This window comes from Cupriavidus sp. GA3-3 (assembly GCF_000389805.1).
Classification (GTDB): Bacteria; Pseudomonadota; Gammaproteobacteria; order Burkholderiales; family Burkholderiaceae; genus Cupriavidus; species Cupriavidus necator_D.
The window spans coordinates 499,076-525,691 of the sequence record NZ_KB944461.1 but is presented as its reverse complement, the minus strand read 5'-3'; the positions used below and the strand labels follow the sequence as shown (position 1 = coordinate 525,691).

Annotated in this window: 21 protein-coding genes and 1 tRNA gene; 8 read left to right on the top strand and 14 right to left on the bottom strand. The window is 66.9% G+C overall.

Annotated features, from left to right (window positions below; genetic code table 11):
* The first annotated feature begins 116 nt into the window (after nt 1-116).
* Nucleotides 117-626 (top strand): nucleoside deaminase, encoded by a 510-nt coding sequence (locus C265_RS05110; protein ID WP_010813631.1) that lies wholly within the window; start codon nt 117-119, stop codon nt 624-626.
* 363 nt (nt 627-989) lie between these two features.
* The gene (locus tag C265_RS05105) at nt 990-3,236 is read left to right on the top strand and encodes a phosphocholine-specific phospholipase C (protein ID WP_010813632.1); all 2,247 of its coding nucleotides are present in this window, start codon (nt 990-992) and stop codon (nt 3,234-3,236) included.
* A 61-nt stretch (nt 3,237-3,297) separates the two neighbouring features.
* On the opposite strand, the gene C265_RS05100 is transcribed toward C265_RS05105, so the two are convergent.
* A tRNA-Ile gene (locus C265_RS05100) sits at nt 3,298-3,376 on the bottom strand.
* Nucleotides 3,377-3,386: 10 nt separating this feature from the next.
* Nucleotides 3,387-5,663 (bottom strand): RNA polymerase sigma factor RpoD, encoded by a 2,277-nt coding sequence (rpoD, locus tag C265_RS05095; RefSeq protein WP_037023603.1) that lies wholly within the window; start codon nt 5,661-5,663, stop codon nt 3,387-3,389.
* Between rpoD and C265_RS32760 the strand changes: the two genes are divergently transcribed.
* Entirely contained in the window at nt 5,653-6,048 is a 396-nt protein-coding gene (locus tag C265_RS32760; RefSeq protein ID WP_231881360.1) for a hypothetical protein, read from the top strand. The two genes, rpoD and C265_RS32760, sit on opposite strands and share 11 nt — an antisense overlap.
* Before the next feature lie 95 nt (nt 6,049-6,143).
* Here C265_RS32760 and dnaG read toward each other — a convergent pair whose 3' ends face one another.
* The 4 genes from dnaG to C265_RS05070 form a co-directional block, all read right to left on the bottom strand.
* Nucleotides 6,144-7,955, bottom strand: coding sequence for a DNA primase (gene dnaG, locus C265_RS05085; protein WP_010813635.1), 1,812 nt, complete (start codon nt 7,953-7,955; stop codon nt 6,144-6,146).
* 201 nt (nt 7,956-8,156) lie between these two features.
* A complete protein-coding gene (locus C265_RS05080) occupies nt 8,157-8,606 on the bottom strand; it encodes a GatB/YqeY domain-containing protein (protein ID WP_010813636.1) in 450 nt (149 codons plus the stop codon).
* A gap of 128 nt (nt 8,607-8,734) precedes the next feature.
* Complete coding sequence (rpsU, locus tag C265_RS05075) at nt 8,735-8,947, bottom strand: 30S ribosomal protein S21 (RefSeq protein WP_010813637.1); 213 nt, start codon at nt 8,945-8,947, stop codon at nt 8,735-8,737.
* 136 nt (nt 8,948-9,083) lie between these two features.
* The gene (locus C265_RS05070) at nt 9,084-10,349 is read right to left on the bottom strand and encodes an NAD(P)/FAD-dependent oxidoreductase (protein ID WP_010813638.1); all 1,266 of its coding nucleotides are present in this window, start codon (nt 10,347-10,349) and stop codon (nt 9,084-9,086) included.
* Between the two features lie 157 nt (nt 10,350-10,506).
* On the opposite strand from C265_RS05070, the gene tsaD reads away from it, so the two are divergent.
* The gene (gene tsaD / locus C265_RS05065; protein ID WP_010813639.1) at nt 10,507-11,541 is read left to right on the top strand and encodes a tRNA (adenosine(37)-N6)-threonylcarbamoyltransferase complex transferase subunit TsaD; all 1,035 of its coding nucleotides are present in this window, start codon (nt 10,507-10,509) and stop codon (nt 11,539-11,541) included.
* A gap of 60 nt (nt 11,542-11,601) precedes the next feature.
* On the opposite strand, the gene folE2 is transcribed toward tsaD, so the two are convergent.
* The 4 genes from folE2 to C265_RS05045 form a co-directional block, all read right to left on the bottom strand.
* Nucleotides 11,602-12,405: a GTP cyclohydrolase FolE2 gene (gene folE2, locus C265_RS05060; protein ID WP_010813640.1), complete on the bottom strand. Its 804-nt coding sequence runs from the start codon at nt 12,403-12,405 to the stop codon at nt 11,602-11,604.
* Between the two features lie 217 nt (nt 12,406-12,622).
* Nucleotides 12,623-14,539, bottom strand: coding sequence for a 1-deoxy-D-xylulose-5-phosphate synthase (gene dxs, locus C265_RS05055; protein ID WP_010813641.1), 1,917 nt, complete (start codon nt 14,537-14,539; stop codon nt 12,623-12,625).
* 25 nt (nt 14,540-14,564) lie between these two features.
* Nucleotides 14,565-15,449: a polyprenyl synthetase family protein gene (locus tag C265_RS05050; protein WP_010813642.1), complete on the bottom strand. Its 885-nt coding sequence runs from the start codon at nt 15,447-15,449 to the stop codon at nt 14,565-14,567.
* Nucleotides 15,446-15,754, bottom strand: a complete 309-nt coding sequence (locus C265_RS05045; protein WP_010813643.1) for an exodeoxyribonuclease VII small subunit — start codon at nt 15,752-15,754, stop codon at nt 15,446-15,448. The genes C265_RS05050 and C265_RS05045 overlap by 4 nt, the downstream gene beginning before the upstream one ends.
* A 380-nt stretch (nt 15,755-16,134) precedes the next feature.
* Here C265_RS05045 and C265_RS05040 point away from each other — a divergent pair, with 380 nt between their 5' ends.
* From C265_RS05040 to C265_RS05030, 3 genes are all read left to right on the top strand, one after another.
* On the top strand, nt 16,135-17,238 hold the full coding sequence (locus C265_RS05040) for an SRPBCC family protein (RefSeq protein WP_010813644.1): 1,104 nt from the start codon (nt 16,135-16,137) through the stop codon (nt 17,236-17,238).
* A 209-nt stretch (nt 17,239-17,447) separates the two neighbouring features.
* A complete protein-coding gene (locus C265_RS05035; RefSeq protein WP_010813645.1) occupies nt 17,448-18,371 on the top strand; it encodes a DMT family transporter in 924 nt (307 codons plus the stop codon).
* A gap of 49 nt (nt 18,372-18,420) precedes the next feature.
* A complete protein-coding gene (locus tag C265_RS05030) occupies nt 18,421-19,278 on the top strand; it encodes a sulfurtransferase (protein WP_010813646.1) in 858 nt (285 codons plus the stop codon).
* A gap of 2 nt (nt 19,279-19,280) precedes the next feature.
* Here the strand turns inward: C265_RS05030 and C265_RS05025 are convergent, their stop codons facing one another.
* The 4 genes from C265_RS05025 to polA all read right to left on the bottom strand — a co-directional run bounded on the left by C265_RS05025 (nt 19,281) and on the right by polA (nt 25,629).
* On the bottom strand, nt 19,281-20,171 hold the full coding sequence (locus C265_RS05025; protein WP_037023601.1) for a ZIP family metal transporter: 891 nt from the start codon (nt 20,169-20,171) through the stop codon (nt 19,281-19,283).
* Nucleotides 20,172-20,292: 121 nt separating this feature from the next.
* Nucleotides 20,293-21,171, bottom strand: a complete 879-nt coding sequence (locus C265_RS05020; RefSeq protein WP_010813648.1) for a dienelactone hydrolase family protein — start codon at nt 21,169-21,171, stop codon at nt 20,293-20,295.
* A gap of 158 nt (nt 21,172-21,329) precedes the next feature.
* Nucleotides 21,330-22,655 carry an NAD(P)/FAD-dependent oxidoreductase gene (locus C265_RS05015; protein WP_037023600.1) on the bottom strand — a complete coding sequence of 442 codons (1,326 nt, stop codon included), beginning with the start codon at nt 22,653-22,655 and terminating at the stop codon, nt 21,330-21,332.
* 157 nt (nt 22,656-22,812) lie between these two features.
* Complete coding sequence (gene polA / locus C265_RS05010) at nt 22,813-25,629, bottom strand: DNA polymerase I (protein WP_010813650.1); 2,817 nt, start codon at nt 25,627-25,629, stop codon at nt 22,813-22,815.
* A gap of 4 nt (nt 25,630-25,633) precedes the next feature.
* On the opposite strand from polA, the gene C265_RS05005 reads away from it, so the two are divergent.
* Complete coding sequence (locus tag C265_RS05005) at nt 25,634-26,581, top strand: TIGR00730 family Rossman fold protein (RefSeq protein ID WP_011615808.1); 948 nt, start codon at nt 25,634-25,636, stop codon at nt 26,579-26,581.
* The last annotated feature ends 35 nt before the right edge of the window (nt 26,582-26,616 follow it).

Here is a 26,616-nt window from a genome sequence, read left to right as displayed (position 1 = left end):
CCCATGAAGACCCCGACACCGGTACACCCGGTCGATGAAATCCTGCCGCTGCGCCAGCTGGCGAGCTTCGGCCTGCAGCACGCCCTGATCCCTTTCCCCAACCGGAGACCCCAAGCATGACCCGAATCACAAACCCGTCCGGCGCTGAACTGTCGCCGCTCGACCTGGAACTGCTGCGCCAGTCGATCGCGCTGTCCGATGCATCCAGGGCTCGCGGCCGCCATCCGTTCGCCGCGCTGGTGGCCGACCAGGCCGGCAATATCATCGCCAGCGCCGGCAACAACTCGATGCCGCCGGAGGGCGACCCGACCCAGCACGCCGAACTGGTCGCCGCCGCGCAGGCCGCGCGTGCGCTGCCGCCGGAGCAACTGGCCGACTGCACCCTCTACACCAGCGCGGAGCCGTGCTGCATGTGCGCCGGCGCGATCTACTGGACCGGCATCGGGCGCGTGGTCTATGCGCTGTCAGAACACAAGCTGCTGGGCCTGACCGGCGACCACCCGGAGAACCCCACCCTCTCGCTGCCTTGCCGCGAAGTGTTCGCGCGCGGGCAGCGCCAGGTGGATGTGGTCGGGCCGGTGCTCGAGGACGAAGCCGCGGCACCGCACGCGGGCTTCTGGAAGTAGCCATCCTGCCTGCCGTCCGCCCGACGGACGGCACCGATCGGCGTTGGACATTCTGTCATCGACACGTCACCCCGCCTTCCTACACTCGCCTGGCTCCGGCTCCCAGCAGCCGCCACACCCACCCAGCCAGGCGAACCCGATGCTCCCCTGCAAACTTCCAAGAACCCTGGCCGCGACCCTGATCGCGGCGGCATTGCTCACCGCATGCGGTGGCGATGACGGCGGCGGCAACCTGTCGCCGAGTGCGACTGTCACGCCGAACGCACAACCGGAACAGCCGGGCAAGAAGCCGGACCGGCGGCCCGACCCCGTGATCCGCTGCGCCCCCTGACAACGCAAGTCCCGACGCCATCCGACAAGACCATGGTCTCTCGCCGCAACTTCCTGCAAGCCGCAGCCGGCACCGGCTTCGCCGCCGCCGCACTGGCCGCGTTCCCGCCCAGCATCCGCAAGGCCCTGGCCATCCCGGCCAACAATGCCACCGGCACCATCAAGGATGTCGAGCATGTGGTGATCCTGATGCAGGAGAACCGTTCCTTCGACCACTACTTCGGCACGCTCAAGGGTGTGCGCGGGTTCGGCGACCGCTTCACCATCCCGCTGCCCAATGCGCGCAAGGTATGGCAGCAACAGCGCTCCAACGGCGCCGTGCTGACCCCGTATCACCTGGATGGCACCAACAACAACGCGCAGCGCGCGGCCGGCACGCCGCATGCGTGGGTGGACAGCCAGCAGGCCTGGGACCACGGCCGCATGGCCAGTTGGCCGACGTACAAGACCAATACCTCGATGGGCTACTTCAAGGAGAAGGAGATCCCGTTCCAGTTCGCACTGGCCAATGCGTTTACGCTGTGCGACGCGTACCACTGCTCGATGCATACGGGCACTGACGCGAACCGTTCATTCCACCTGACCGGCACCAACGGCCCGACCGCAGCCAACGTCGCCTTCGTCAACAATGAGTGGGACGCGATCGACGGCCTGCCCGCCTCGGCCAACACCGGCTACACCTGGAAGACCTATGCCGAGCGGCTGGAAGCAGCCGGCATCAGCTGGATCTGCTACCAGAACATGCCGGACGAATGGGGCGACAACATGCTGGGCGCGTTCCAGCAGTTCCGCAAGGCCAACCTGGCCTCGGGCTTTCCGGTATCCAGCGGCGGCGCGCCGGGCGCGCCCTATGCCAACACCGGCCAGCCACTGCCGTACCACGCCTACGATGCGGCCACCGACAATGCCGCCAATCCGCTGTACAAGGGCGTGGCCAACACCCTGCCCGGCACCAGACCCGAGGAATACCTCGACGCCTTCCGCCGCGACATCAAGGAAGGCAGGCTGCCGCAGGTATCGTGGATCAATGCACCGTCGATCTACTGCGAGCATCCCGGCCCGTCCAGCCCGGTTCAGGGCGCGTGGTTCCTGCAGGAAGTGCTGGACGCGCTGACCGCCGTGCCCGAGGTCTGGAGCAAGACCGTGCTGCTGGTCAACTTCGACGAGAACGACGGCTACTTCGACCACGTCCCTTCCCCCTCGGCGCCGTCGGTGAACCCCGACAAGACGCTGGCCGGCAAGGCGACGCTGAGCGATGCCGAGATGCAGGCCGAATACTTCAACCATCCGGCGCCACCGGGCAGCCGGACCCAGCCCGCTGCTGACGGCCGCGTCTACGGTCCCGGGCCGCGCGTGCCGCTTTACGCGATCTCGCCGTGGAGCCGCGGCGGCTGGATCAATTCCCAGGTGTTCGACCACACCTCCGTGCTGCGCTTCCTGGAAGCGCGGTTCGGCGTGGCCGAACCCAACATCAGCCCGTTCCGCCGTGCCGTCTGCGGCGACCTGACCAGCGCGTTCAACTTCAAGACGCCCAACTCGGAAGCCCTGCCCACGCTGAGTGGCCGCACCACGCGCAGCGGCGCCGACCAGCTGCGCCAGGCCCAGCAGGCACTGCCCGCGGTGCCGCTGCCGGTCGACATGCAATTGCCGCTGCAAGCCACCGGCACCCGCCCGTCACGCGCGCTGCCGTACGAGCTGCACACCAGCGCGCGCTGCAGCGCCGTGGGGCAGGTCGAACTGGTATTCGCCAACACCGGCACGCAAGCCGCGGTGTTCCACGTCTACGACCGCCACCAGCTGGGCCGCATTCCGCGCCGCTATGTCGTGGAAGCCCGCAAGTCCCTGAGCGACACCTGGAACGTGTTCCAGGACAACGCCGGGCAATACGACCTGTGGGTACTGGGCCCCAACGGCTTCCACCGCCATTTCCGCGGCGATACCAACCGCATCGGCGACACCGGTATCGCACCGGAGATCCGCGTCTGCTACGACATTGCCAATGGCGACGTCTATGTCGACCTGATCAACGCCGGCCGCAAGGCCTGCCACTTCAGCATCCAGGCGCTCGCGTACCGAACCGATGGCCCGTGGCCGGTCACTGTCGGCGCCAATGACAGCAAGTCCGTGCATTGGTCGCTGGAGGAAAGCGGGCAGTGGTATGACTTCGCGGTGACGTGCGACAGCGACCCGGCGTTCTATCGCCGCTTTGCGGGGCGGGTGGAGAACGGCAGGCATACGGTTAGCGATCCGGCGATGGGGATGGTGACGGCGCAGGATTGAGCGGTAGTTCGAGGCAAAAAAAAAAGGACTGCAGGTATCAACCTGCAGTCCCTTTTCACATTGGTGGGCCTCCCGTGAGTCGAACACGGCACCAACGGATTATGAGTCCGCTGCTCTAACCAGGCATGAGCTAGAGGCCCTTGGAAGCGTTTAGTTGCCTTCCAGGAAGCTCTTCAGCTTGTCCGAGCGGCTCGGGTGGCGCAGCTTGCGCAGTGCCTTGGCCTCGATCTGGCGGATCCGTTCACGCGTGACGTCGAACTGCTTGCCGACCTCTTCCAGCGTGTGGTCGGTGCTCATTTCGATGCCGAAGCGCATGCGCAGCACCTTGGCTTCGCGCGGCGTGAGCGAGTCCAGCACGTCCTTGACGACGTCGCGCATGGAGCCGTGCAGCGCGGCTTCGGCCGGGGCCAGCGTGTTGGTGTCCTCGATGAAGTCGCCCAGATGGGAGTCGTCGTCGTCACCGATCGGCGTTTCCATGGAGATCGGCTCTTTGGCGATCTTCATGATCTTGCGGATCTTGTCTTCCGGCATCTCCATCTTCTCGGCCAGCGTTGCCGGATCCGGCTCGTTGCCGGTTTCCTGCAGGATCTGGCGCGAGATGCGGTTCATCTTGTTGATGGTCTCGATCATGTGCACCGGGATACGGATGGTGCGCGCCTGGTCGGCGATCGAGCGCGTGATGGCCTGGCGGATCCACCACGTGGCGTAGGTCGAGAACTTGTAGCCGCGGCGGTATTCGAACTTGTCCACCGCCTTCATCAGGCCGATGTTGCCTTCCTGGATCAGGTCGAGGAACTGCAGGCCGCGATTCGTGTACTTCTTGGCGATCGAAATCACCAGACGCAGGTTGGCCTCGGTCATCTCGCGCTTGGCTTCGCGGGCACGACGCTCGCCCTCGGCCATCTTGCGGTTGACGCCCTTCAGTTCCTTCAGCGGCAGCACCACGCGCGACTGCAGGTCGATCAGCTTCTGCTGCAGCTCATGCACGGCCGGCACGTTGCGCTCGACGATGGTGCTGTAGCCCTTGCCGTCGGCGACGATGGTGTGGACCCACTCGAGGTTGGTCTCGTTGCCCGGGAAGCGGGCGACGAATTCCGAGCGCGGCATGCCGCACTTGTCGACCACGATGTTCAGGATCGAGCGTTCGAGCTTGCGCACTTCGTCGACCTGGCCGCGCAGCGTGTCGCACAGGCGCTCGACATTGCGGGCGGTGAAGCGGATGCCCATCAGCTCGGCCTGGATGGCTTCCTGCGCCTTGACGTAGGGCTTGGAGTTGTAGCCTTCCTTTTCGAACGCGCGGCGCATCTTGTCGAACTGCTCGGCGATCACGCGGAATTTCTCCAGCGCGTTCTGCTTCAGTTCTTCCAGCTGGCGCGCGGAGGCACCGGCGCCGGCGCCGCCTTCGTCGTCATCGTCCTCGTCGCCTTCCTCTTCGTCGTCGGACTCGATATCCTCGTCGTCGGCCGCTGCAGCCGGGGCTGCGGGCGCTTCCGGGGCTTCGTCGGCGTTCGGGTCGATCAGGCCGTCGACGAATTCGTCGATCTTGATCTCGTCGTTGGCCACGCGCTCGGCATGGGCCAGGATCTCGGAGATGGTGACCGGGCAAGCCGAAATCGCCATCACCATGTCCTTCAGGCCGGCCTCGATGCGCTTGGCGATCTCGATTTCGCCTTCGCGCGTGAGCAGCTCGACCGTGCCCATTTCGCGCATGTACATGCGCACCGGGTCGGTGGTGCGGCCGAACTCGGAGTCCACCGTGGACAGGGCCGCTTCGGCCTCTTCCTCGGCTTCTTCCTCGCTGGTGGCGGACGGGGCGTTGTCGTTGAGCAGCAGCGTCTCGGCATCCGGCGCCTGTTCGTAGACAGCGATGCCGATGTCGTTCAGCGTGGCGACCAGCGTGTCGATCGTTTCCGAATCGACCATGTCGTCCGGCAGGTGATCGTTGATTTCCGCGTAGGTCAGGTAGCCGCGCGACTTGCCCAGCTTGATCAGCGCCTTGAGTTTCTGGCGACGCAGCTCAAGCTCTTCCTCGGTACCCTGCTGGGTCGAGGCGAACTCCTTGAGCAGGGCCTTTTCCTTGGCCTTGCGGTCCTTGGCTTTCTGCTTTTCGGTCTTCGGCGCCGCGGCCGGGGTTGCCGCCGGGCGCGCATCGTTCTCGTAAAACTCTTCAGTCACGTCGTCTGTTGTGCTGTCGTCGTGCTGCATCTCGGCCTTGGGCTTGCGGCCACGCTTTTTCGGCTCCGGCTTGATTGCCGGCGCAGCGGGACGCTCGGATGCAACGGATGCAGGTGTCGCGGCACGCGCCTTGGTTGCCGTAGTGGTGGTGCCAGCCTTGGCTTCCCCACTCTTGGCGCCGGCGGCTGCCGCTCGCTTGCTCTCGACTTCGGTATTCTGCTGTTTCGCCACGGTGATACTCTTGCCTTTCACTGGTGCAGATGCGGCGACCTTGCCGCTCGTACTGGCGCTCTTGCCGCTCTCGCGTGCCGAAGTCGAGGCCTTTGTCTTTTCGGATGTGCGAGTCCTGGCGGGAGTCGTCACGGCGGGCGCTTGCGCGCTACGCACGGACTTTGATGGCGCAGACCGGGCTGGTGTCTTGACTGACGCGGTCGATGTCTTCGCCGCCGTTGTTTTCACAGACGCCTTGCCGCTCCCTGATTGGGGAGCTTTAGAGGTAACCCTTTCGGTTGCTTTGGCCTTTGCCATTGGCACGCTCACTTTCACCAGAACTGGAGAGAAAGATTTCGCAATCCAAACCGGCTATTGTAGCACGCCACGCATAGCCGGCTCCCTATCAGGTGAGGTTTTCACCTGAAAAATCAAGGCTTAAGCTCGGCGGGGCCGGGCCCAGTCCCTTATCCAACGCTTACTGCCACCTCCTGGTTGATGACCAGGGCGCACACAGGCACCTCAGCCAAATTGGCGCCGCCGGTGGATTTCGCCCACCAGCCAGCGCATGCGCTGCTTGGCCGCTTCATCGGCCGTGCCGGCCACTACCTCCGCCTGCAGGCCGTCGAGCTCGCGCCGCAGCGGCTCGGCCAGCAGCTTGGTAATGGCCGCATCGAAATCCTGTATTGCGGGTGCCTCTTCGATCTCTTCTCGCAGCACCGCGGCACGCGCCACGGCATACACCTCGGCATAGGGCGACTGGGCCAGGTGTTCGCTGAAGGCCGCAAAATTGACCTCGCCCTGCACGCTGTCGCACGCCTCCACCAGGTGCGCCAGCACTTCACTGTCGCTGCTCTCGCCGCCCAGCAGCAGCGCGCGCGCATCCTCGTCCAGCCTCGCCGACAGTGCCGGATAGCACATCAGCAGCTGGATCACCCGCTGCTCCAGCCCGGTCGGGGCCTGGCGGCGCGTGCGCGGGCGCGGCTGGGCGAAGCGGCCGACGCGGGCCGGGTCGCTGCGCAGGCCGCAGATGGCTTCGATCTCCGCGGGTGTCGTTCCCGTGGCATCGGCAAGTTCGCGCACAATCTGTAGCCTCAGGCCGCCGGCGGGCATGGCCTGCAGCAGCGGCTTGGCCTCGTACTGGGCCCGGGCGCGGCCCTCGGGCTGGCGCAGGTCCAGGTCTTCGGTGACCGACTGCAGCAGGAAGCGCGACAGCGGCATGGCGTTGCGCACCTGGGTGGCAAAGGCCTCGGTGCCCTCTTCGCGCACATAGCTGTCCGGATCGTGCTCGGCCGGCAGGAACAGGAAGCGGATGGTCTTGTTGTCCGCCACATGCGGCAGGCAGGCTTCCAGCGCGCGCCGGGCCGCGCGGCGCCCGGCAGAGTCGCCGTCGAACGAGAACACCACGGCGTCGGTCTGGCGCAGCAGCTTCTGCACGTGCACAGGGGTGCACGCCGTGCCCAGGGTGGCAACGGCATTGGCAAAACCGAGCTGGGCCAGCGCCACGACGTCCATATACCCTTCGACCACCAGCACGTAGCCGGTTTCCCGGATCGCGTGACGGGCCTCGAACAGCCCGTACAGCTCCGTGCCCTTGCTGAACAGCGGAGTCTCGGGCGAGTTCAGGTACTTGGGCTCGCCCTGCCCCATCACGCGCCCGCCGAAGCCGATCACGGCCCCCTTGGTGTTGCGGATAGGGAACATGATGCGGTCGCGGAAGCGGTCGTAGCGGCGCGGCTTGCCGTCCGCATCGCGCTTGTCGCTTTCGATCAGCAGGCCGCACTCGACCAGCGGCGCCGACACGTTGTCATCACGATAGCTGCCGAATACGGCCTCCAGGCCCTGCCAGTCATCCGGCGCGTAGCCCAGGCCAAAGTTCGCGGCGATCTCGCCGGTCAGGCCACGGCCCTTCAGGTACTGGATCGCCTGCGGCGCGCTTCGCAGCTGGCGGCGGTAGAAATCGGTGGCGCGGGTCATGGCGTCGGACAGCGCCACCGAACGGGCCTGCTGCTCCGCGCGCTGCCCGGGCGGCAGCCGGTCGCGCTCTTCCGGCACGCTCATGCCGACCGACTGGGCCAGCTCGCGCACCGCTTCCGGGTAGGACTGGCCGGAAAACTCCATCAGGAAGCCGATGGCCGAGCCGTGGGCGCCACATCCGAAGCAGTGGTAGAACTGCTTGGTCGGCGACACCGTGAATGACGGCGATTTCTCGTTATGGAAGGGGCACAGCCCCATGAAATTGGCGCCGCCCTTCTTCAGCTGCACATACTTGCCCACCACATCGACAATGTCGACACGGTTGAGCAGGTCCTGAATAAAGGATTGCGGAATCACCCGACTGACCGTCCTGAGGCATGGCCGTCCCGCGGCGGGCGGCTTCTTTTAGGAATGCGTGACCGGTGCGGCGCCCGGCTGCTATCGGAATATTGTAGTGCAGCGTGATAGGGCCGCCCGGACTACGTGACATCTCCGTGCAACTGCACCGAACCACGCGGATCCGGTGCTTATCTTGCCAGCAACCGATTAAATCAGTATTTACTTTGCTGCAAGTGCCGCCTTGACCAGGGCCGATACGGCGGTCATGTCGGCACGGCCGGCCAGCTTGCCCTTGAGCACGCCCATGACCTTGCCCATGTCCTGCGGACCGGCGGCACCAGTGGCGGCAACGGCCTGCTGGACCTCGGCGGCGACTTCCTCGTCCGACAGTGCTGCGGGCATGTAGGCCTGCAGCACTTCGACTTCCGCCGACTCCTTGTCTGCCAGGTCATTGCGGCCCGCCTGCCGGAACTGCGAGATCGAATCCTTGCGCTGCTTGATCAGCTTCTCGACCACGGCCAGCACGGCGGTATCGTCCAGTTCCACGCGCTCATCGACCTCGCGCTGCTTGATGGCGGCCAGCAGCAGGCGGATGGTGCCGAGGCGCTCCGTTTCGCGCGCGCGCATGGCGGTCTTCATGTCTTCGCTGATACGGGCTTTGAGGGACATCGTGATCTTCCAGAAAGTGGGTGGACACTCACAGGTGGCGGCGATGACCGCCCGCTGCAAGGCCCAGAATGCAAAAACCCGCCGAAGCGTAGGCCACAGCGGGTCGGATACAAGCGGGAGCGCCGGGGTCAGTACAGTTTCTTCGGCAGCATCTGGCTGCGGATGCGCTTGTAATGGCGCTTTTCGGCGGCTGCCTTCCTGCGCTTGCGCGCGGCGGTGGGCTTTTCGTAAAACTCGCGTGCCCGCAATTCCGGGAGCAGCCCGTTCTTCTCGATGGTGCGCTTGAAACGGCGCATGGCAACTTCAAAAGGCTCGTTTTCCTTGAGACGGATCGTGGTCATTTGGCCAGAAAATGAGAATTTTCGGGATAAGCGGCTCTACGAAGTTCTGGATTGTAGCACCAACAATCGAGCGCGGAAGTGGCGTGCAACGGACACTTGCCGAGTGCCGCCCACCGCCCTTCCAGCTCTCGCCAGTCTACCCTTGGGCTACCGATTGCCCTGCCGAAGCGGTGCGCGATGCCTCAGCCGCGGCCTGCCCCGCCGCCACCGCGGACGCCCACGCCCACTGGAAGTTGTAGCCGCCCAGCCAGCCGGTCACGTCCACCACCTCGCCGATGAAATACAGGCCCGGCACCTCGCGCGCCATCATGGTGGTTGACGACAGCGCCCGCGTGTCGACCCCGCCAAGCGTGACCTCGGCCTTGCGGTAGCCCTCGGTGCCCGACGGCACGATGCGCCAGCCGTTGAGCGTGGCGCCAAGCTTGCGCAGGGCCTTGTCGGTCACATCATGCAGCGGCATGGCGGCATCCACGCCCGAGGCCGCGCACCAGGCATCGGCCAGCCGCGCCGGCAACCGTTGCGCCAGCAGGTTGCCCAGGTGCTTGCGGCTGCCGGCCTTCTGCTCGAGCAGCCAGGCGGCGGCATCCTCTCCATCAAACAGGTCGATGGCGATCGGCGTGCCGGGACGCCAGTAGCTGGAAATCTGCAGCACGGCGGGTCCGGACAGGCCGCGATGGGTCCACAGCAGGTCTTCGCGGAAGGCTCCGGCCGCCTTGCCGTTGCCGGTGGCGATATCCACTTCCAGCGACACGCCGGCCAGCGGCGCGAACGGCACCCAGTCCTTGCCATCGAAGGTCAGCGGCACCAGCGCCGGCCGGGTTTCGACGATGCCCAGCCCGAACTGCCGGGCGATGCGATAGCCAAAGTCGGTGGCACCGATCTTGGGGATCGACAGGCCGCCGGTGGCCACCACCAGCGCCCCGGCCCGCACCGTGCCGGTAGCGGTGAGCAGCAGGAAGTCGTCGCCCTCGCGCCGGACCTCGGCCACGCTGCAGCCGGTGTGCCAGCGCACATGGCCGGTGTCGCATTCGGCGCGCAGCATGGCGATCACGTCTTCGGCGCTGTCGTTGCAGAACAGCTGGCCACGATGTTTCTCGTGCCAGTCGATGCCGTAGCGGCGCATCAGGCCAAGGAAATCCTGCGGCGTGTAGCGCGCCAGCGCCGAGCGGCAGAAGTGCGGATTGGACGACAGGTAGTTGGCGGGCCCGGCCTGCAGGTTGGTGAAATTGCAGCGCCCGCCGCCCGAGATGCGGATCTTCTCGGCAAGCTTGGTGGCATGGTCGATCAGCACCACGCGCGCGCCGTTCTGGCCGGCCACGGCGGCACACATCATGCCGGCCGCGCCCGCACCCAGCACGGCCACGTCATACCGGCCCGTCCGGGCCGATGTTGCCCCGCTCATTGCACGCCTCGCGCATCCATGTGTATTGCCACCGCCAGAGAAAGGGCAGATTGTAGCGAAAAGCACGCCGCGCGCTGCTGTGCTACCCTGCGCGCTTCCTGCAACCTGTTGTTTCGACAGCCGTTTCCCTGACCGGAGGCGGCCCTATGCGCTTCCCATGCTTGTCCTCGGCATCGAATCCTCCTGCGACGAAACCGGCCTCGCCCTCTATGACACCGGCGCCGGCCTGCTCGCGCACGCGCTGCACTCGCAGATCGCCATGCACCGCGACTACGGCGGCGTGGTGCCGGAACTGGCGTCGCGCGACCATATCCGCCGCGTGCTGCCGCTGCTGGAGCAGGTGCTGGCCGATGCCGGCCGTACCCGCCAGGACATCGACGCCATCGCCTTCACCCAGGGCCCCGGGCTGGCCGGCGCACTGCTGGTGGGCGCCTCGGTGGCCAATGCACTGGGCTTTGCGCTGAACGTGCCGATGGTGGGCGTGCACCACCTGGAAGGCCACCTGCTGTCGCCGCTGCTGACGCGCGAGCCGCCGCCCTTCCCGTTCGTGGCGTTGCTGGTGTCGGGCGGGCATACGCAGTTGATGGAAGTGCGCGGCATCGGCGACTACACGCTGCTGGGCGAAACCCTGGACGACGCCGCCGGCGAAGCCTTCGACAAGACCGCCAAGCTGCTGGGCCTGGGCTATCCGGGCGGCCCCGAAGTGTCGCGGCTGGCCGAATTCGGTATCCCCGGCGCCTTTGCGCTGCCGCGGCCGATGCTGCATTCGGGCAACCTGGATTTCTCCTTCGCCGGACTGAAGACCGCGGTGCTGACGCAAACACGCAAGCTCGCCAACACCTGCGAGCAGGATCGCGCCAACCTGGCGCGCGCCTTTGTCGATGCCATTGTCGACGTGCTGGCCGCCAAGTCGATGGCAGCGCTCAAGCAGACCGGCCACAAGCGGCTGGTGGTGGCGGGAGGCGTGGGTGCCAACCGCCAGTTGCGCGAGCGGCTGGACCAGATGGGCAAGCAGCGCAAGATCGACGTGTATTACCCGGACCTGGCGTTCTGCACCGACAACGGCGCGATGATCGCGTTTGCCGGCGCCATGCGCCTGCAGGCAGCGCCCGAACTGGCGCGGCACGAGTATGGCTACGGCGTGACGCCGCGCTGGGACCTGGCGGATATCCGCCTGCCTTCGGCGGCCTGAACCGGACCAAAAAAATAGCCACCGCATGCGGTGGCTATTTCTATTGCAGCGACAACGCGGTCAGTCGACCCGCTTGTCCCGCTCGATCACCGCATACGCGCTGTGGTTGTGGATCGACTCAAAGTTCTCCGCCTCCAGCACATAGGCCACGATGCGATCATCCGCATTCAGGCGCATGGCGATATCGCGCACCAGGTCCTCGACGAACTTGGGGTTCTCATAGGCGCGCTCGGTGACGAACTTCTCGTCGGGGCGCTTGAGCAGGCCCCACAGCTCGCACGAGGCCTCTTCCTCGGCCATGCGCACCAGCGCTTCCACCGGCAGCTCGCCGGCCAGTTCCACGTTCATGGTGATATGCGAACGCTGGTTGTGCGCGCCGTACTGCGAGATCTTCTTCGAGCACGGGCACAGGCTGGTCACCGGCACCAGCGCCTTCAGGAACACGCGCGCGGCGCCGTCGCGCACTTCGCCGGTCAGCGTGACCTCGTAGTCCAGCAGCGACTCCACGCCCGACACAGGCGCGGTCTTGCTGATGAAGTACGGGAAGGTGACCTCGATGCGGCCGGCCTCGGCTTCCAGCTTTTCCAGCATCTTGTCCAGCATCAGCCGGAAGCTGGACAGCTCCAGCGGTGCGCGCTCTTCTTCCAGCAGCGCGACGAAGCGCGACATATGCGTGCCCTTCTGGTCCGCCGGCAGGTGCACGTCGAGATTGAAGGTGCCCACGCTCGGCATGATGCCGGCCGGGGTCTTCAGGGTCACGGGGTAACGCACGCCTTTGACACCGACACGCTGGATGGGGATCTGGCGGGTGTCGGGGCTCGACTGGACGTCGGGCATGACGAAGGCGGGATTGATGTCATTCATCTACGGTTTCCTCCAGGGTCGCGCCCAAGGGGGACGGCACGAGCCCTTACGGTCGCGGCAATTTCGCAGTCCATCCATGCCGCGCAACGAGTGTGAAACCACGGGATCCGGCAAGTGGCACGCCGGCCCGCAGCTGCGAACACAAAAAAGGGGAGTTTAAGGGAATTCGGACGCACTCGTGGTGCGAGGGCCGAATCCCCTTCGGGACAGCAGGTGATCAGGCCACGCGCGAGGCGACCGTGACCTTGGGCTGGTCCAGCCCGAAGCGCTCGCGCACCGAGCGCTCGATGCCGGCCGCATCCAGGCCGCATTGCTGCAGCAGATAGGCCGGGTCGCCGTGGTCGACGAAGCGGTCGGGTAGGCCCAGCGTCAGCACCGGCTTGTCGATGCCGGCCTCGGCCAGTGCCTCCAGCACGGCGCTGCCGGCGCCGCCCATCACGCTGCCCTCTTCCACGGTCACCAGGTAGTCGTTCTCCGCGGCCAGGCGCTTGACCAGCTCCACGTCGAGCGGCTTGACGAAACGCATGTCGGCGACCGCGGCATCCAGCGCCTCGGCGGCACCCAGGGCCGGGTGCACCATCGAGCCGAACGCCAGGAAGCCCACGCGATGCCCCGCGCGCGCACCTCCCTCGCGGCGCATCACGCCCTTGCCGACCGGCACGGTGGTGAGCTCAGCGGCAATGGCCGCGCCCGGGCCGGAGCCGCGCGGATAGCGCACGGCGCTCGGGCACGCCTGGTGGAACGCCGTGGTCAGCAGCTGACGGCACTCGTTCTCGTCGGACGGCGTCATCACCATCATGTTTGGGATGCAGCGCAGGTAGGCGATATCGTAGGCACCCGCGTGCGTGGCGCCGTCGGCGCCGACCAGGCCGGCACGGTCCAGCGCGAACACCACCGGCAGGTTCTGCAGCGCCACGTCGTGGATCAGCTGGTCGTAGCCGCGCTGCAGGAAGGTCGAGTAGATCGCCACCACCGGCTTGAGACCCTCGCAGGCCAGGCCGCCGGCAAAGGTCACGGCGTGCTGCTCGGCGATGCCCACGTCGTAGTAGCGGTCCGGGAAGCGCCGCTCGAACTCGACCATGCCCGAGCCCTCGCGCATCGCCGGGGTAATGCCGACCAGGCGCTTGTCGGCCGCGGCCATGTCGCACAGCCAGTCGCCGAACACCTGCGTGTAGGTCTTGCGCGCCGGCTTGGCCGCCGGGCGGATGCCCTCGGCCGGGTTGAACTTGCCCGGGCCGTGGTAGAGGATCGGGTCGGCCTCGGCCAGCTTGTAGCCCTGGCCCTTCTTGGTCACCACGTGCAGGAACTGCGGGCCGGCGCCCTCGAGCGCGCGCTCGCGGATATTCTGCAGCGTCGGCACCAGCGAGTTCAGGTCGTGGCCGTCGATCGGGCCGATGTAGTTGAAGCCGAATTCCTCGAACAGCGTGGCCGGCACCATCATGCCCTTGGCATGTTCCTCGAAGCGCTTGGCGAACTCCAGCACCGGCGGCGCCACCGACAGGACCTTCTCGATGCCCTTCTTGGTGGCCGCGTAGAACTGGCCGCTCAAGAGCCGCGCCAGGTGGCGGTTGAGCGCGCCCACCGGCGGCGAGATCGACATGTCGTTGTCGTTGAGCACCACCACCAGCGGCAGGTCCTTGTAGACGCCGGCGTTGTTCAGGGCCTCGAAGGCCATGCCCGCGGTCATGGCGCCGTCGCCGATCACCGCCACCGAGACGCGCTTCTCGCCCAGCGTGCGCGCACCGAGCGCCATGCCCAGCGCGGCCGAGATCGAGGTCGACGAATGCGCCGTGCCGAAGGTGTCGTATTCGCTCTCGCTGCGGCGCGGGAAGCCAGAGATGCCGCCCCACTGGCGCAGCGTGCCCATGCGCTCGCGGCGTCCGGTCAGGATCTTGTGCGGGTAGCTCTGGTGGCCCACGTCCCACACCAGCCGGTCGTCCGGGGTGTTGAAGACGTAGTGCAGCGCGATGGTCAGCTCGACCGTGCCCAGGTTGGACGACAGGTGGCCGCCGGTCTGCGAGACCGACTCCAGCACATAGGCGCGCAGTTCGTCCGCCAGGGTCCGGAGCTCACGCCGGTCGAGCTTGCGCAGGTCTGCGGGGGCGTCAATCTTGTTGAGGAGTGCGTAGGTCATGATGTCCGTTCGGCCGGCTCTCTGTTTAGTGTGTGCGCAGCACGATCAGGTCCGCCAGGTCCCGCAGGCGGTCCGCGCGCTCGCCAAAGCCGGCCAGCGCCTCGTGTGCGTCGGCGCGCAGCGTCCCGGCCAGTGCGCGTGCCGGGTCAAGCCCCATCAGCGACACATAGGTCGGCTTGTCATGGGCGGCGTCCTTGCCGGCGGTCTTGCCCAGCGTGGCGGTATCGGCAGTGACGTCCAGAATATCGTCAACCACCTGGAACGCCAATCCCACTGCCGCCGCATAGCGATCCAGCGCGGCCAGGCCCTCGGCGTCGATTTCACCACATAGCGCACCCATGCGCACACTGGCGCGCAACAGCGCGCCGGTCTTCATGCGATGCATGGCCTCGAGCGCCTCGCGCGTCATGGCGCGGCCCACGTTCTGCAGGTCGATCGCCTGGCCGCCGGCCATTCCGGTCGAGCCCGACGCCAGCGCCAGCTCGGCCACCAGCTGCAGCCGCGCCGCGGGCGCGATCGCCCCGGCACCGGCCAGCACGATAAAGGCCTGGGTCTGCAGCGCGTCGCCAACCAGCAATGCGGTGGCCTCGTCATAGGCCTTGTGCACGGTGGGCCGGCCGCGGCGCAGGTCGTCGTCGTCCATGCAGGGCATGTCGTCGTGCACCAGCGAATAGGCGTGGATCATCTCCACCGCACAGGCCGCCGCGTCGCAGGCGGCCGGAGCCGCCCCGCTGACCTCGCCGGCGGCATGCACCAGCAGCGGCCGCACGCGCTTGCCGCCGCTCAGTGCAGCATAGCGCATGGCTTCGTGCAGCGTATGCGGCACGGTCTCGGCAGCGGGCAGCGCCGCCTGCAGGGCGGCCTCGGTACGGGCGCCCTGGGCCTGCATCCATTGGGCAAAGTCACTCATGCCTCGTCCGCCCCCAGTGCACCGTTGGCGCCATTGCCCTCGCCGGCCAGCGGCTTGAGCACGTCACCTTCCAGCACGCGGACCTGCTGCTCGACCCGCTCCAGCTTCTGCTGGCAGTAGCGCACCAGCTCGGCGCCGCGGCGGTAGGCCGCCAGCGATGCCTCCAGCGGCAGTTCGCCGCTTTCCATGCTGGCCACCAGCGTTTCCAGCTCGGCCATCGCCGCTTCGTAGGAAGCGGGCGGCGCCGATGCGCTGGTGTCGGCGGTGTTGTCGGTCTGGACCGGAGCGGTCGTCGTTTTTGGCATATCAGGACCTGGAATCAAGGACCCCGGGGGAAACCCGGATGGGGAAGCCCGGATTTTACGCCAAAGCGGGAGCTTGCCCCATCCTTGCGCACGGTCGGCGTGGACCTATCGGGGTGCACAAACCACAGAAGTGACTTGTGCGCTCGGGTCGTCTTTCCGAATGCGCCCGGTACGGCACCCCGATGACGACCCGGGTCGACTTTTTCGCTAAAAAGGCAAAAAAATCAGTCCCTTAACTTTTTGGGTCGGGTACAATCTCCCCCTCGCCGCCAGGGGGCTACCGGACCTTGCCGACCTGGCGGAAGTCTTTCCCAAATCGATTCAATTTTCGATGGTTGGGTTGTTCACTGCTTTCACCTGTTCATCTGGGAGTGGGGATAATGTCCAATCTCAGCACCGCGCTCAACCTGGCGCCGGCTGATTCGCAACTGCCCGTCGGCGTCTATTTCGACGAAGCGCTGCATCAACAAGAACTCGAACTGCTGTTCAGGAATGGCCCGGGCTATATCGGCCACGAGCTGATGGTTCCGGAAGTCGGCGACTACCACACGCTCAGGGCAGAGGACGAAGGCCGCATGCTGGTACGCAACGCCGCCGGCATCGAACTGATGTCCAACGTCTGCCGCCACCGCCAGGCCATCATGCTCAACGGCCGCGGCAATGCGCACAACATCGTCTGCCCCCTGCACCGCTGGACCTACGACCTGAAGGGCGAGCTGCTCGGCGCGCCGCATTTCGACAAGCAACCCTGCCTGCACCTGAAGCGCTCGCCGCTGCAAAACTGGAATGGGCTGCTGTTCGACGGCAAGCGCGACGTGCGCGCCGACCTGGCCAGGCTGGGCGTGGCCCAGGACCTGAACTTCGACGGCTACATGCTGGACCACGTCGAGGTGCACGAGTGCGACTACAACTGGAAGACCTTTATCGAGGTCTACCTGGAGGACTACCACGTCGTGCCGTTCCACCCGGGGCTGGGCAGCTTCGTCTCGTGCGACGACCTCAAGTGGGAGTTCGGCGAGTGGCACAGCGTGCAGACCGTGGGCCTGCATGCCGGCCTGAAGCGCCCCGGCAGCCCGACCTACCAGAAATGGCACGACGCGGTGCTGCGCTTCAACGACGGCGTGCTGCCCAAGCACGGCGCGATCTGGCTGACCTACTACCCCAACATCATGGTGGAGTGGTACCCCAACGTGCTGGTGATCTCGACGCTGCACCCGGTCGGCCCGCGCAAGACGCGCAATGTGGTGGAGTTCTACTACCCCGAGGAAATCGCGCTGTTCGAGCGCGAGTTCGTCGAGGCCGAGCGCGCCGCCTACATGGAAACCTGCATCGAGGACGACGAGATCGCCGAACGCATGGATGCCGGCCGGCTGGCGCTGCTCAAGCGCGGCACCAGCGAAGTCGGACCGTACCAGTCGCCGATGGAAGACGGCATGCAGCATTTCCATGAGTGGTATCGCCGCGCCATGGCTTACGCCGGCTAGTCCGGCGGACTAGTGCGATAACCGCACAACGCACGCAAGAACGGACCGCCCTGGCGGTCCGCTTTCCTTTGGGACGCGAAGTGCGCTGCTAGAATCATTGTCCGGTGCCGGCAGCCACACCGCTTGCGCGACGAGGCCAGACACGAAGCCCGCCCGCGCGCCGGACGCCTCTCTTTCCCGCTTCGTTTCGCTTCACCGCGCCCCTCGCCATGCAATCGCTCTGGATGCTGTTCGCCGCCTTCGCCTTCTCGTTGATGGGGGTTGGCGTCAAGCTGGCATCCGATCTCTACACCACCGGCGAGATCGTCTTCTACCGCGGCCTGATCAGCGTGGTCATCATGTGGGTGCTGCTGTCCTCGCGCGGGATCCCGGTGCGCACGCCCTACATGCTGTCGCACATCAAGCGCAGCGTGTTCGGCGTGACCGCGCTGATGCTGTGGTTCACCTCGATCTCGCTGCTGCCGCTGGCCACCGCGATGACGCTGAACTACATGTCGCCGGTGTGGATCGCGCTGATCCTGGGCGCCGGCGCGGCGCTGGCCGGCACCGGCGGCAATGCCGACCGGCGCCTGGTGCTGGCGATCCTGCTGTCCTTTGCCGGCGTGATCTGCCTGCTGCAGCCTTCGGTCGGCAAGGACCAGCTGACCGGCGGCCTGGTCGGACTGATCTCGGGCATGTTCACGGCGCTGGCCTATGTCGAGGTGCGCCAGCTCGGCCAGCTGGGCGAGCCCGAGGGCCGCATCGTGTTCTATTTCTCGCTGGTCGGCATGATCGCCGGGCTGGTGTGGATGCTGCTGGGCGGCGTCAGCGCGCATACCTGGTACGGCGCCGGCCTGCTGCTGGCCATCGGCATCCTGGCCACGCTGGGCCAGACCGCGATGACGCGCGCCTACAAGCGCGGCAACACGCTGCTGACCGCCAACCTGCAATACGCCGGCATCGTCTTTTCCAGCGTGTGGGGCATGCTGATCTGGTCCGACCGGCTGAACTGGCTGTCGTGGCTGGGCATGGGGCTGATCATCGCCAGCGGCATCGCCACCACGCTGATGCGCGCGCGCCAGGGCACCGATGCCAAGCCCACGCCGGCCACGCCGGTCAAGTCGCCGGAGGCGGAAGTCCATCCCGAGGTGTAGCATCCCCTGGTGAACTAGACCCCTTTCCATCGATCGCAACAGGATTCCCATGCAGAAACCGCTGATTTCCGTCACCGCGCTGCAATCGCTGCTGGCCACCCCCGGCGGCTGCGTCGTGATCGACTGCAGCTTCGACCTGGCCGACCCGGCCGCCGGCCGCGAGGCCTACCGCACCGGCCACCTGCCCGGCGCCTTCTACCTGCACCTGGACAACGAGCTGTCCGGCCCCAAGACCGGCAGCAACGGCCGCCACCCCCTGCCCGACGCCGACGACCTGGTGGCGCGCCTGCAGGCGCTGGGCGTGGACGACGACACCCCGGTAGTGGCCTACGATGCGCAGGGCGGCATGTTCGCCGCGCGGCTGTGGTGGCTGTTGCGCTGGCTCGGCCACGATGCCGTGGCCGTGCTCGACGGCGGCAAGGACGCCTGGGTCAAGGCCGGCCTGCCGCTCGAACACGATGCCACGGAAGAGCCGGAATTGCCCGGCAAGTTCCAACGCCGCAAGTCGCTGGCGCCGACCGTCGACGCCGCCGCGCTGGTGGACAACCTCGAGCGCGCCTCGCTGCTGGTGGTGGATGCGCGCGCGCCCGACCGCTTCCGCGGCGAGAACGAGACGCTGGACCCGGTTGGCGGCCATATCCCCGGCGCGGTCAACCGCTTCTTCAAGGACAACCTGGGCGCGGACGGCCGCTTCAAGCCGGCCGAGACCCTGCGCGCGGAATTCGGCGCAGTGCTGGGTGCGCGCGCCCCGGCGCAGGCAGTGATGCAGTGCGGCTCCGGTGTCACGGCCTGCCACAACCTGCTGGCGCTGGAAGCGGCCGGCCTGGGCGGCGCGGCGCTGTACCCGGGATCATGGAGCGAATGGTGCGCCGATCCGGCGCGCCCGGTCGCTACCGGGGCCGCCTGAGGTCAGCGTGACGAGGCAATGGGCGCGGCGGGCGCAATATGGCGGTGCCCGCCGTGGCTGTGGCTCTCGTGCACGCCGTTGGTGATGAAGACGATCGCCGAGATGCCCGCGGCCACCAGCACCACCTGGATCGCCGACTCGCGCCAGCGCGGCTTGCGCTGCATCTGGGGCATCAGGTCGCTGACCGCGATATAGAGGAAGCTGCTGGCGGCAATCACCAGCACGTATGGAATCCAGCCGCTCAGCTGGTCGAGCAGGAAATACCCGACCACGCCGCCGGCGATGGCCGCCAGGCTCGACAGCAGGTTGAAGGCAAAGGCACGGGCCTTGGAGAAGCCGGCATTGAGCAGCACGATGAAGTCGCCGACTTCCTGCGGGATCTCGTGCGCCGCGATCGCCAGCGCGGTGACCACGCCGATATGCGGATCGGCCAGGAAGGCCGCCGCGATCACGATGCCGTCGGCAAAATTGTGGAAGGTGTCGCCGACCAGGATGGTCAGGCCGCTGCGCCCCGCTTCCTCGCGGTCATGGCCGTGGTGGTGGTGGTGCCCGTCGCCCTCGTGGTGGTGCGAGTGGCGCAGCAGCGAGATCTTTTCCAGCAGGAAGAAGCCGAGCAGCCCCGCCAGCAGCGTGCCGAACAGCGCGCGCGGGTCGGCGCCGGACTCGAACGCCTCGGGCAGCGAATGCAGCAGCGCGGTGGCCAGCAGCACGCCCACTGAAAAGCTCACCATGCGCTCGACCACGCGGGACGCCACCGTCAGCGACAGCAGCGCCGCCCCGAAGATGCTGCCCACCCCCGAGATCGTGGCGGCGAGCAGGATATACAAAAGCGTCGAATGGATGATGGGCTCCCGGGGTGGCGGTACCGGGCGGCCCCGCCGTTCCGCCCGCATCGCGCCGGGCGGCTAACGCAACAATGTTGCAATAACTCAAAGGCCGCATTGTACGTATCCGCCGGGACTTTGCAATCCTGCTGTCGGGCGAGAGGCGCCTCGCGGCGCCGGGACGGCCGGATCAGGCCACGCCGTGCTGCCTGAACCAGTCCAGGCACTTCTGCCAGCCATCCCTGGCATCGGCTTCACGGTAGCTGGGCCGGTAATCGGCATGGAAGGCATGGCCGGACTCGGGATAGACGATAAAGCGCGAGGCCTTGGCGTCCGGGTCGGACGACGCCGCCAGCGCGGACTTCATCCTCTCCACCTGCTCCTGCGGGATGCCGGTGTCCTTGCCGCCATACAGGCCGAGTACCGGGGCATGGAGCTGGCCGACCAGGTCGATGGGATTCTTCGGCTTGAGCGGGGTCGGCTCGGGCGCCAGCTGGCCATACCAGGCCACGCCGGCCTTCAGGCGCTTGCTGTGCGCTGCATAGAGCCAGGTCATGCGCCCGCCCCAGCAGAAGCCGGTGATGGCCAGGCGCGACACGTCGCCGCCGTTGGCACCGGCCCAGGCCACCGCGGCGTCCAGGTCGCCCATCACCTGCGCGTCAGGCACCTTGGCAATCACCTCGCGCTGCAGCTCCTGGATGGTGCCGAAGCTCTGCGGATCGCCCTGGCGCGCGAACAGTTCCGGCCCGATCGCCAGGTAGCCCAGCTTGGCAAAGCGCCGGCACACGTCGGCGATATGCTCGTGCACGCCGAAGATCTCGCTGACCACCAGCACCACCGGCAGGTTCTTCTTGCCTTCGGGCTGGGCGCGGTAGGCCGGCATGCTGAAGCCGCCCGAGGGGATGGTGACCTCGCCGGCGCTCAGGCCGGCAAAGTCGGTCTTGATGGCCTGCTGGGCCATCACCGGCAGCGCGGCCGCCGCAAAGGCGGAACCCAGCGCCGTCTTGACAAAGCCGCGGCGGTCGAACGTCTGGCCGGGGACGAGGCTATCCACTTCCGGTTTGAGCATGCGTGTCTCCAGGATCGTTGGTGGCTGGGCCGGGATGCGGCGCCAGCGGCAGATTTTAAGCAGACATGGAGAAAACATGGGGCGGCCTTGCAGCCACCTCCGCACGCCACCAGCCCGCGCGGCATGGTGCAGCACGGGAAGCCCCGGCCCGGCGCGCGTCAGTGCAGCTTGACGCGCGGGCTGGTCTTGCGGCGCAGCCAGTGCGAAACCGTGTCCAGCGCCATGCCCACGGCGCCGTGCAACGCCATCACATGCATCCGGTACAGCGACGTGTACATGACGCGCGCCATCAGCCCTTCGATGAACATCGAGCCGCCGATCAGCCCGCCCATCAGGCTGCCCACTGCGCTGAAATGCCCCAGCGACACCAGCGAGCCGAGATCCTTGAAGGCGAACGACGGCAGCGGGCGCCCGTCCAGCCGCGCGCGCAGCGCGCTGTAGAGGAAGGTGGCCTGCTGGTGCGCGGCCTGTGCGCGCGGCGGCACCGTAGTCTGCTTCTCGGCCCACGGGCAGCTGGCGCAGTCGCCGAAGGCGAAGATGTCCGGGTCGCCCTCGCTCTGCAGCGTCGGGCCGACCACGATCTGGCCCTGGCGGCTGACCGGCAGCCCCAGTGTGGCCAGCACCGGCGGCGCGGTGATGCCCGCCGCCCATACCGTCAGGTCGGCATCGATATGCTTGCCGCTGGCGGTCAGCACCGCCTGCGGCGTGACCTCGGTCACGCGCTCGCTGGTCAGGACATCGACGTCGAGCTTCTTCAGCAGCTTGGCGGTCTCGACCGAGACCCGCTCGGACAGCGCCGGCAGGATGCGCGGGCCGGCCTCGATCACGTGGATATGCACATCGCGGCGCGGATCAAGCTGGTGCAGGCCGTAGGCGCTGAGCACGTGCGCGGTGTTGCGCAGTTCGGCCGACAGCTCCACGCCGGTGGCGCCCGCGCCAATGATGGCCACGTCAACGCGCGGCCGGCCGGCCGCGCCCACGCGCCCGCGCCCGTTCTGGGCCCGCACGCAGGCCGCGATCAGGCGCTTGCGGAAGCGCTCGGCCTGCGCCACGACGTCCAGTGCGATGGCATTCTCGGCCGCGCCGGGCACGCCGAAGAAATGCGTGACGCAGCCGATCGCCAGCACCAGCGTGTCATAGGGCAGCTCGCGCGCCGGCAGCAGTTCGGCGCCGTCCTCGTCGAAGCTGGCCGACACCGAGATGGTCTTGCGGATGCGGTCGATGCCGGTCAGCTCGCCCAGCTGGAACTCGAAGTGATGCCAGCGCGCCTGCGCCGCGTATTCCAGCTGGTGCGTGTTGGGGTCCATGCTGCCGGCTGCCACTTCATGCAGCAGCGGCTTCCAGATGTGGGTGGGCAGGCGGTCCACCAGCACCACCTGCGCCTGCCCCTTGCGGCCGAGCTTGTCGCCCAGCTTCGTTACCAGTTCCAGCCCCCCTGCTCCCCCACCGACGACAACGATGCGAGGCGTCCTTGTTTCTGTCATGGTCTACCTGATGCGTTTTTGTAAATTCTTGCCTGAGGCGTTTGCCACAGTCTGCTGCATTGCAGCATAACTGGCAAGCCGGTAAGCCTGACTCGGCAGTCGCTTCATTCGATACCACAACGCATGGGCGGCGCAGGCTGGCTGACAGGCGGCCTCGTCAGTGCGCTTCTTCCCAGTTGGCGCCGCTGCCCACTTCGGCCACCAGCGGCACGCGCAGCTGCGCCACCGAGCACATCAGCTCCGGCAGCCGCACCTTGACCAGCTCCAGCTCATGCTCCGGCACCTCCAGCACCAGTTCATCGTGCACCTGCATGATCTGGCGCGTCTGCAGCCCGTCGCGCTCCAGCCAGCCCTGCACCGCGATCATCGACAGCTTGATCAGGTCGGCGGCGGTGCCCTGCATCGGCGCGTTGATGGCGGCGCGCTCGGCGGCCTGCCGGCGCGGGCCGCTGCCGCCGTTGATGTCGGGCAGCCACAGCCGGCGGCCGAACACGGTCTCGACATAGCCTTGCTCGCGCGCGGTCTGCCGGGTCTCTTCCATGTAGTGGGCCACGCCCGGGTAGCGCATGAAATAACGGTCGATGTAGTGCTTTGCGGCCTCGCGCTCGATACCCAGGTTGCCGGCCAGGCCGAACGCGCTCATGCCGTAGATCAGGCCGAAGTTGATCACCTTGGCGTAGCGGCGCTGCTCGCTGCTGACGGCCTCGCGCTCCACGCCGAAGATCTCGCCTGCCGTGGCGCGGTGGATGTCCTCGCCGTTGGCAAAGGCGCGCAGCAGGTTCTCGTCGCCCGAGATATGGGCCATGATGCGCAGCTCGATCTGCGAGTAGTCGGCCGACACGATCACGCTGCCGGGCTCGGCGATAAAGGCTTCGCGGATGCGGCGGCCCTCCTCGGTGCGCACCGGGATGTTCTGCAGGTTGGGCTCGGTCGACGCCAGCCGGCCGGTCACCGCGGTGGCCTGGCCGTAGCTGGTGTGCACGCGGCCGGTCTGCGGGTTGACCATCTTGGGCAGCTTGTCGGTATAGGTGGACTTGAGCTTGGCCAGGCCGCGGTAGTCCAGCAGCAGCTTGGGCAGCGGGTAGTCCTCGGCCAGCTTCTGCAGCACCTCTTCGTCGGTCGAGGGCGCGCCGCTGGCGGTCTTCTTCACCACCGGCAGCTTCATCTGGCTGAACAGGATCTCGCCGATCTGCTTGGGCGAGCCCAGGTTGAAGGGCTGGCCGGCGGCCTCGTAGGCGGCCTGCTCCAGCGCCAGCATGCGCTGGCCCAGCTCGGCGCTCTGCGCGGCCAGGCGTTCGGCATCGATCAGCACGCCGTTGCGCTCGACCTTCTGCAGCACCACCGAGACCGGCATCTCGATCTCTTCATACACGCGGCGCAGGCCCGCCGCGGCTTCCACCTGCGGGAACATCTTGCGGTGCAGGCGCAGAGTCACGTCGGCGTCTTCGGCAGCGTATTCGGTGGCGCGCGCCAGGTCGATCTGGTCGAAGCCGATCTGGCTGGCGCCCTTGCCGCACACCTCTTCATAGGTGATGGTCTTCAGGCTCAGCAGGCGCTCGGCCAGGCTGTCCATGCCATGGTTGCGGTGCGAGGCCAGCACGTAGCTCTGCAGCATGGTGTCGTGCGCCACGCCGCGCAGCTTCACGCCATGGTTGGCAAAGACATGGACGTCGTACTTGAGGTTCTGGCCCAGCTTCGGGCGGCCAGCATCCTCCAGCCACGCACGCATGCGCCCCAGCACGAACTCGCGCGACAGCTGGCCGTGGTCGGGCAGCCCGGCCACGTCCGGGCCACGGTGCGCCACCGGGATATAGCAGGCCACGCCCGGCTCGACCGACAGCGAGATGCCGACCAGCTGCGCCTGCATCGGGTCCAGCGAGGTGGTCTCGGTGTCGATCGCCACCAGCGGCGCGGCCTCGATGCGCCGCATCCAGTCATCCAGCTGGGCTTCGGTGCTGACCGTGTCGTAGCGGATCTCGGTCGGCGCGGCCTGGTCCGCTGCCGGTGCCTCGGCTGCGCCGGCCGTGGCCGGCACATCGAACAGGCCGCCTTGCGCCGGCGCGGCGGCCGCGCGGGCGCGGGCCTGGGCGCGGGCATCGGGCAGGCTTTCGCCGGTCGCTTCGCGCAGCCAGGTCTTGAAGCCGTAGCGCGAGAAAAACGCCACCAGCTTGTCCTTGTCCTCGCCCGTTTCACGCAGCGCGTGGAAGTCCGCCACCGCGGCGGAGAGGTCGCAGTCGGTCTTGACCGTGACCAGCTGGCGCGCCATCGGCAGCCAGTCCAGCGTATTGCGCAGGTTCTCGCCGACCACGCCCTTGATGCCGGGGGCGGCGGCGATCACGCCGTCGAGCGAGCCATGCTCGGCCAGCCATTTGACCGCGGTCTTGGGGCCCACCTTGGGCACGCCCGGCACGTTGTCGACCGCATCACCGATCAGCGACAGGTAGTCGATGATGCGCTCGGGCGGCACGCCGAACTTGGCAACCACGCCAGGGGGATCGAGCACCTCGCCGCTCATGGTATTGACCAGCGTGACCTGGTTGTTGACCAGCTGCGCCAGGTCCTTGTCGCCGGTGGACACCACCGTGCGCACGCCCTGCTCCGTGGCCTGGCGCGACAGCGTGCCGATCACGTCGTCGGCCTCCACGCCATCAACCACCACGATCGGCCAGCCCATGGCGCGCACGGCCTCATGGATCGGCTCGATCTGGCGCGCCAGGTCTTCCGGCATCGACGGGCGATGTTCCTTGTAGGCCGGATACATGTCGTCGCGGAAGGTCTTGCCCTTGGCGTCGAACACGCAGGCGCTATACTCTGCCGGGTAGTCGTTGCGCAACTTGCGCAGCATGTTGATCATGCCGTAGATTGCCCCTGTGGGCAGACCCTCCCCATTCCTCAGGTCCGGCAGAGCGTGATAAGCGCGATACAGATAGCTCGATCCATCGACGAGCAAGAGTGTTTTTGGACTATCCGACATTCCCATGGACTCAAAATTGACTGGTGCCGCTGCAGGCGGTGCCTCGACCGCCCCCCTTGCTGACCCGGATGTTTCCGACATTTCCGGCGATACCGTACAACCCCCGCCGGAGGCTGCTTCCGAGCACGCCGCGGCCATCGCCGCGGCGGCCGATGCTGCTGCCGCGGGCAATCCGCCCGAAGTTGCTGCTGAAAAGGCCGCTGCTGCGGCCGCGCGCGCCAATCCGCGCAAGATGATCCCCAGCCTGCGTGCGCTGGCCGACGAAGACCGCGCTACCGCAAAGAAGGCGCGCGCCTCGTGGCAAATGTTCACGATTATGGCAGAGTTCATCGAGGCCACCGAGTACCTCTCCGAGATCCGCCCGGCCGTGTCGATCTACGGCAGCGCGCGCCTGCGCGAGGATTCGCCGTACTACCAGCGCACCATCGAGATCGCCCGGCTGTTTTCGGACGCCGGCTTTGCCGTGATTTCCGGCGGCGGCCCCGGCATCATGGAAGCGGCCAACAAGGGCGCGCATGCCGGCAAGTCCGCCAGCGTCGGCCTGAACATCGAACTGCCGCACGAGCAGCAGGGCAATCCGTACCAGGACATTGCCATGCGCTTTCGCCACTTCTTCACGCGCAAGGTCACCTTCGTCAAGAATTCGGACGCCTTTATCGTGATGCCGGGCGGCTTCGGCACGCTCGACGAGCTGGCCGAGGTGCTGACGCTGGTGCAGACCGGCAAGTCGCGCTCGGTGCCGGTGATCATGTTCGGCAGCCGCTTCTGGAAGGGCCTGCTGGACTGGTTCCGCTTCACGCTGCTGCCGATGGGCCTGATCGCCGAGCACGACCTGGACCTGATGAAGATCGTCGACGAACCGCACGAAGTGCTGGAAGCGGTCTACGACTACTACGAGCAGCGCGGCGGCGACAAGCCGATTCCGCCCAAGGAAGAGATGTTTTACCTGTAAGGCATGGACGCCGGGGCGCGCGGCGCCAAGCCACG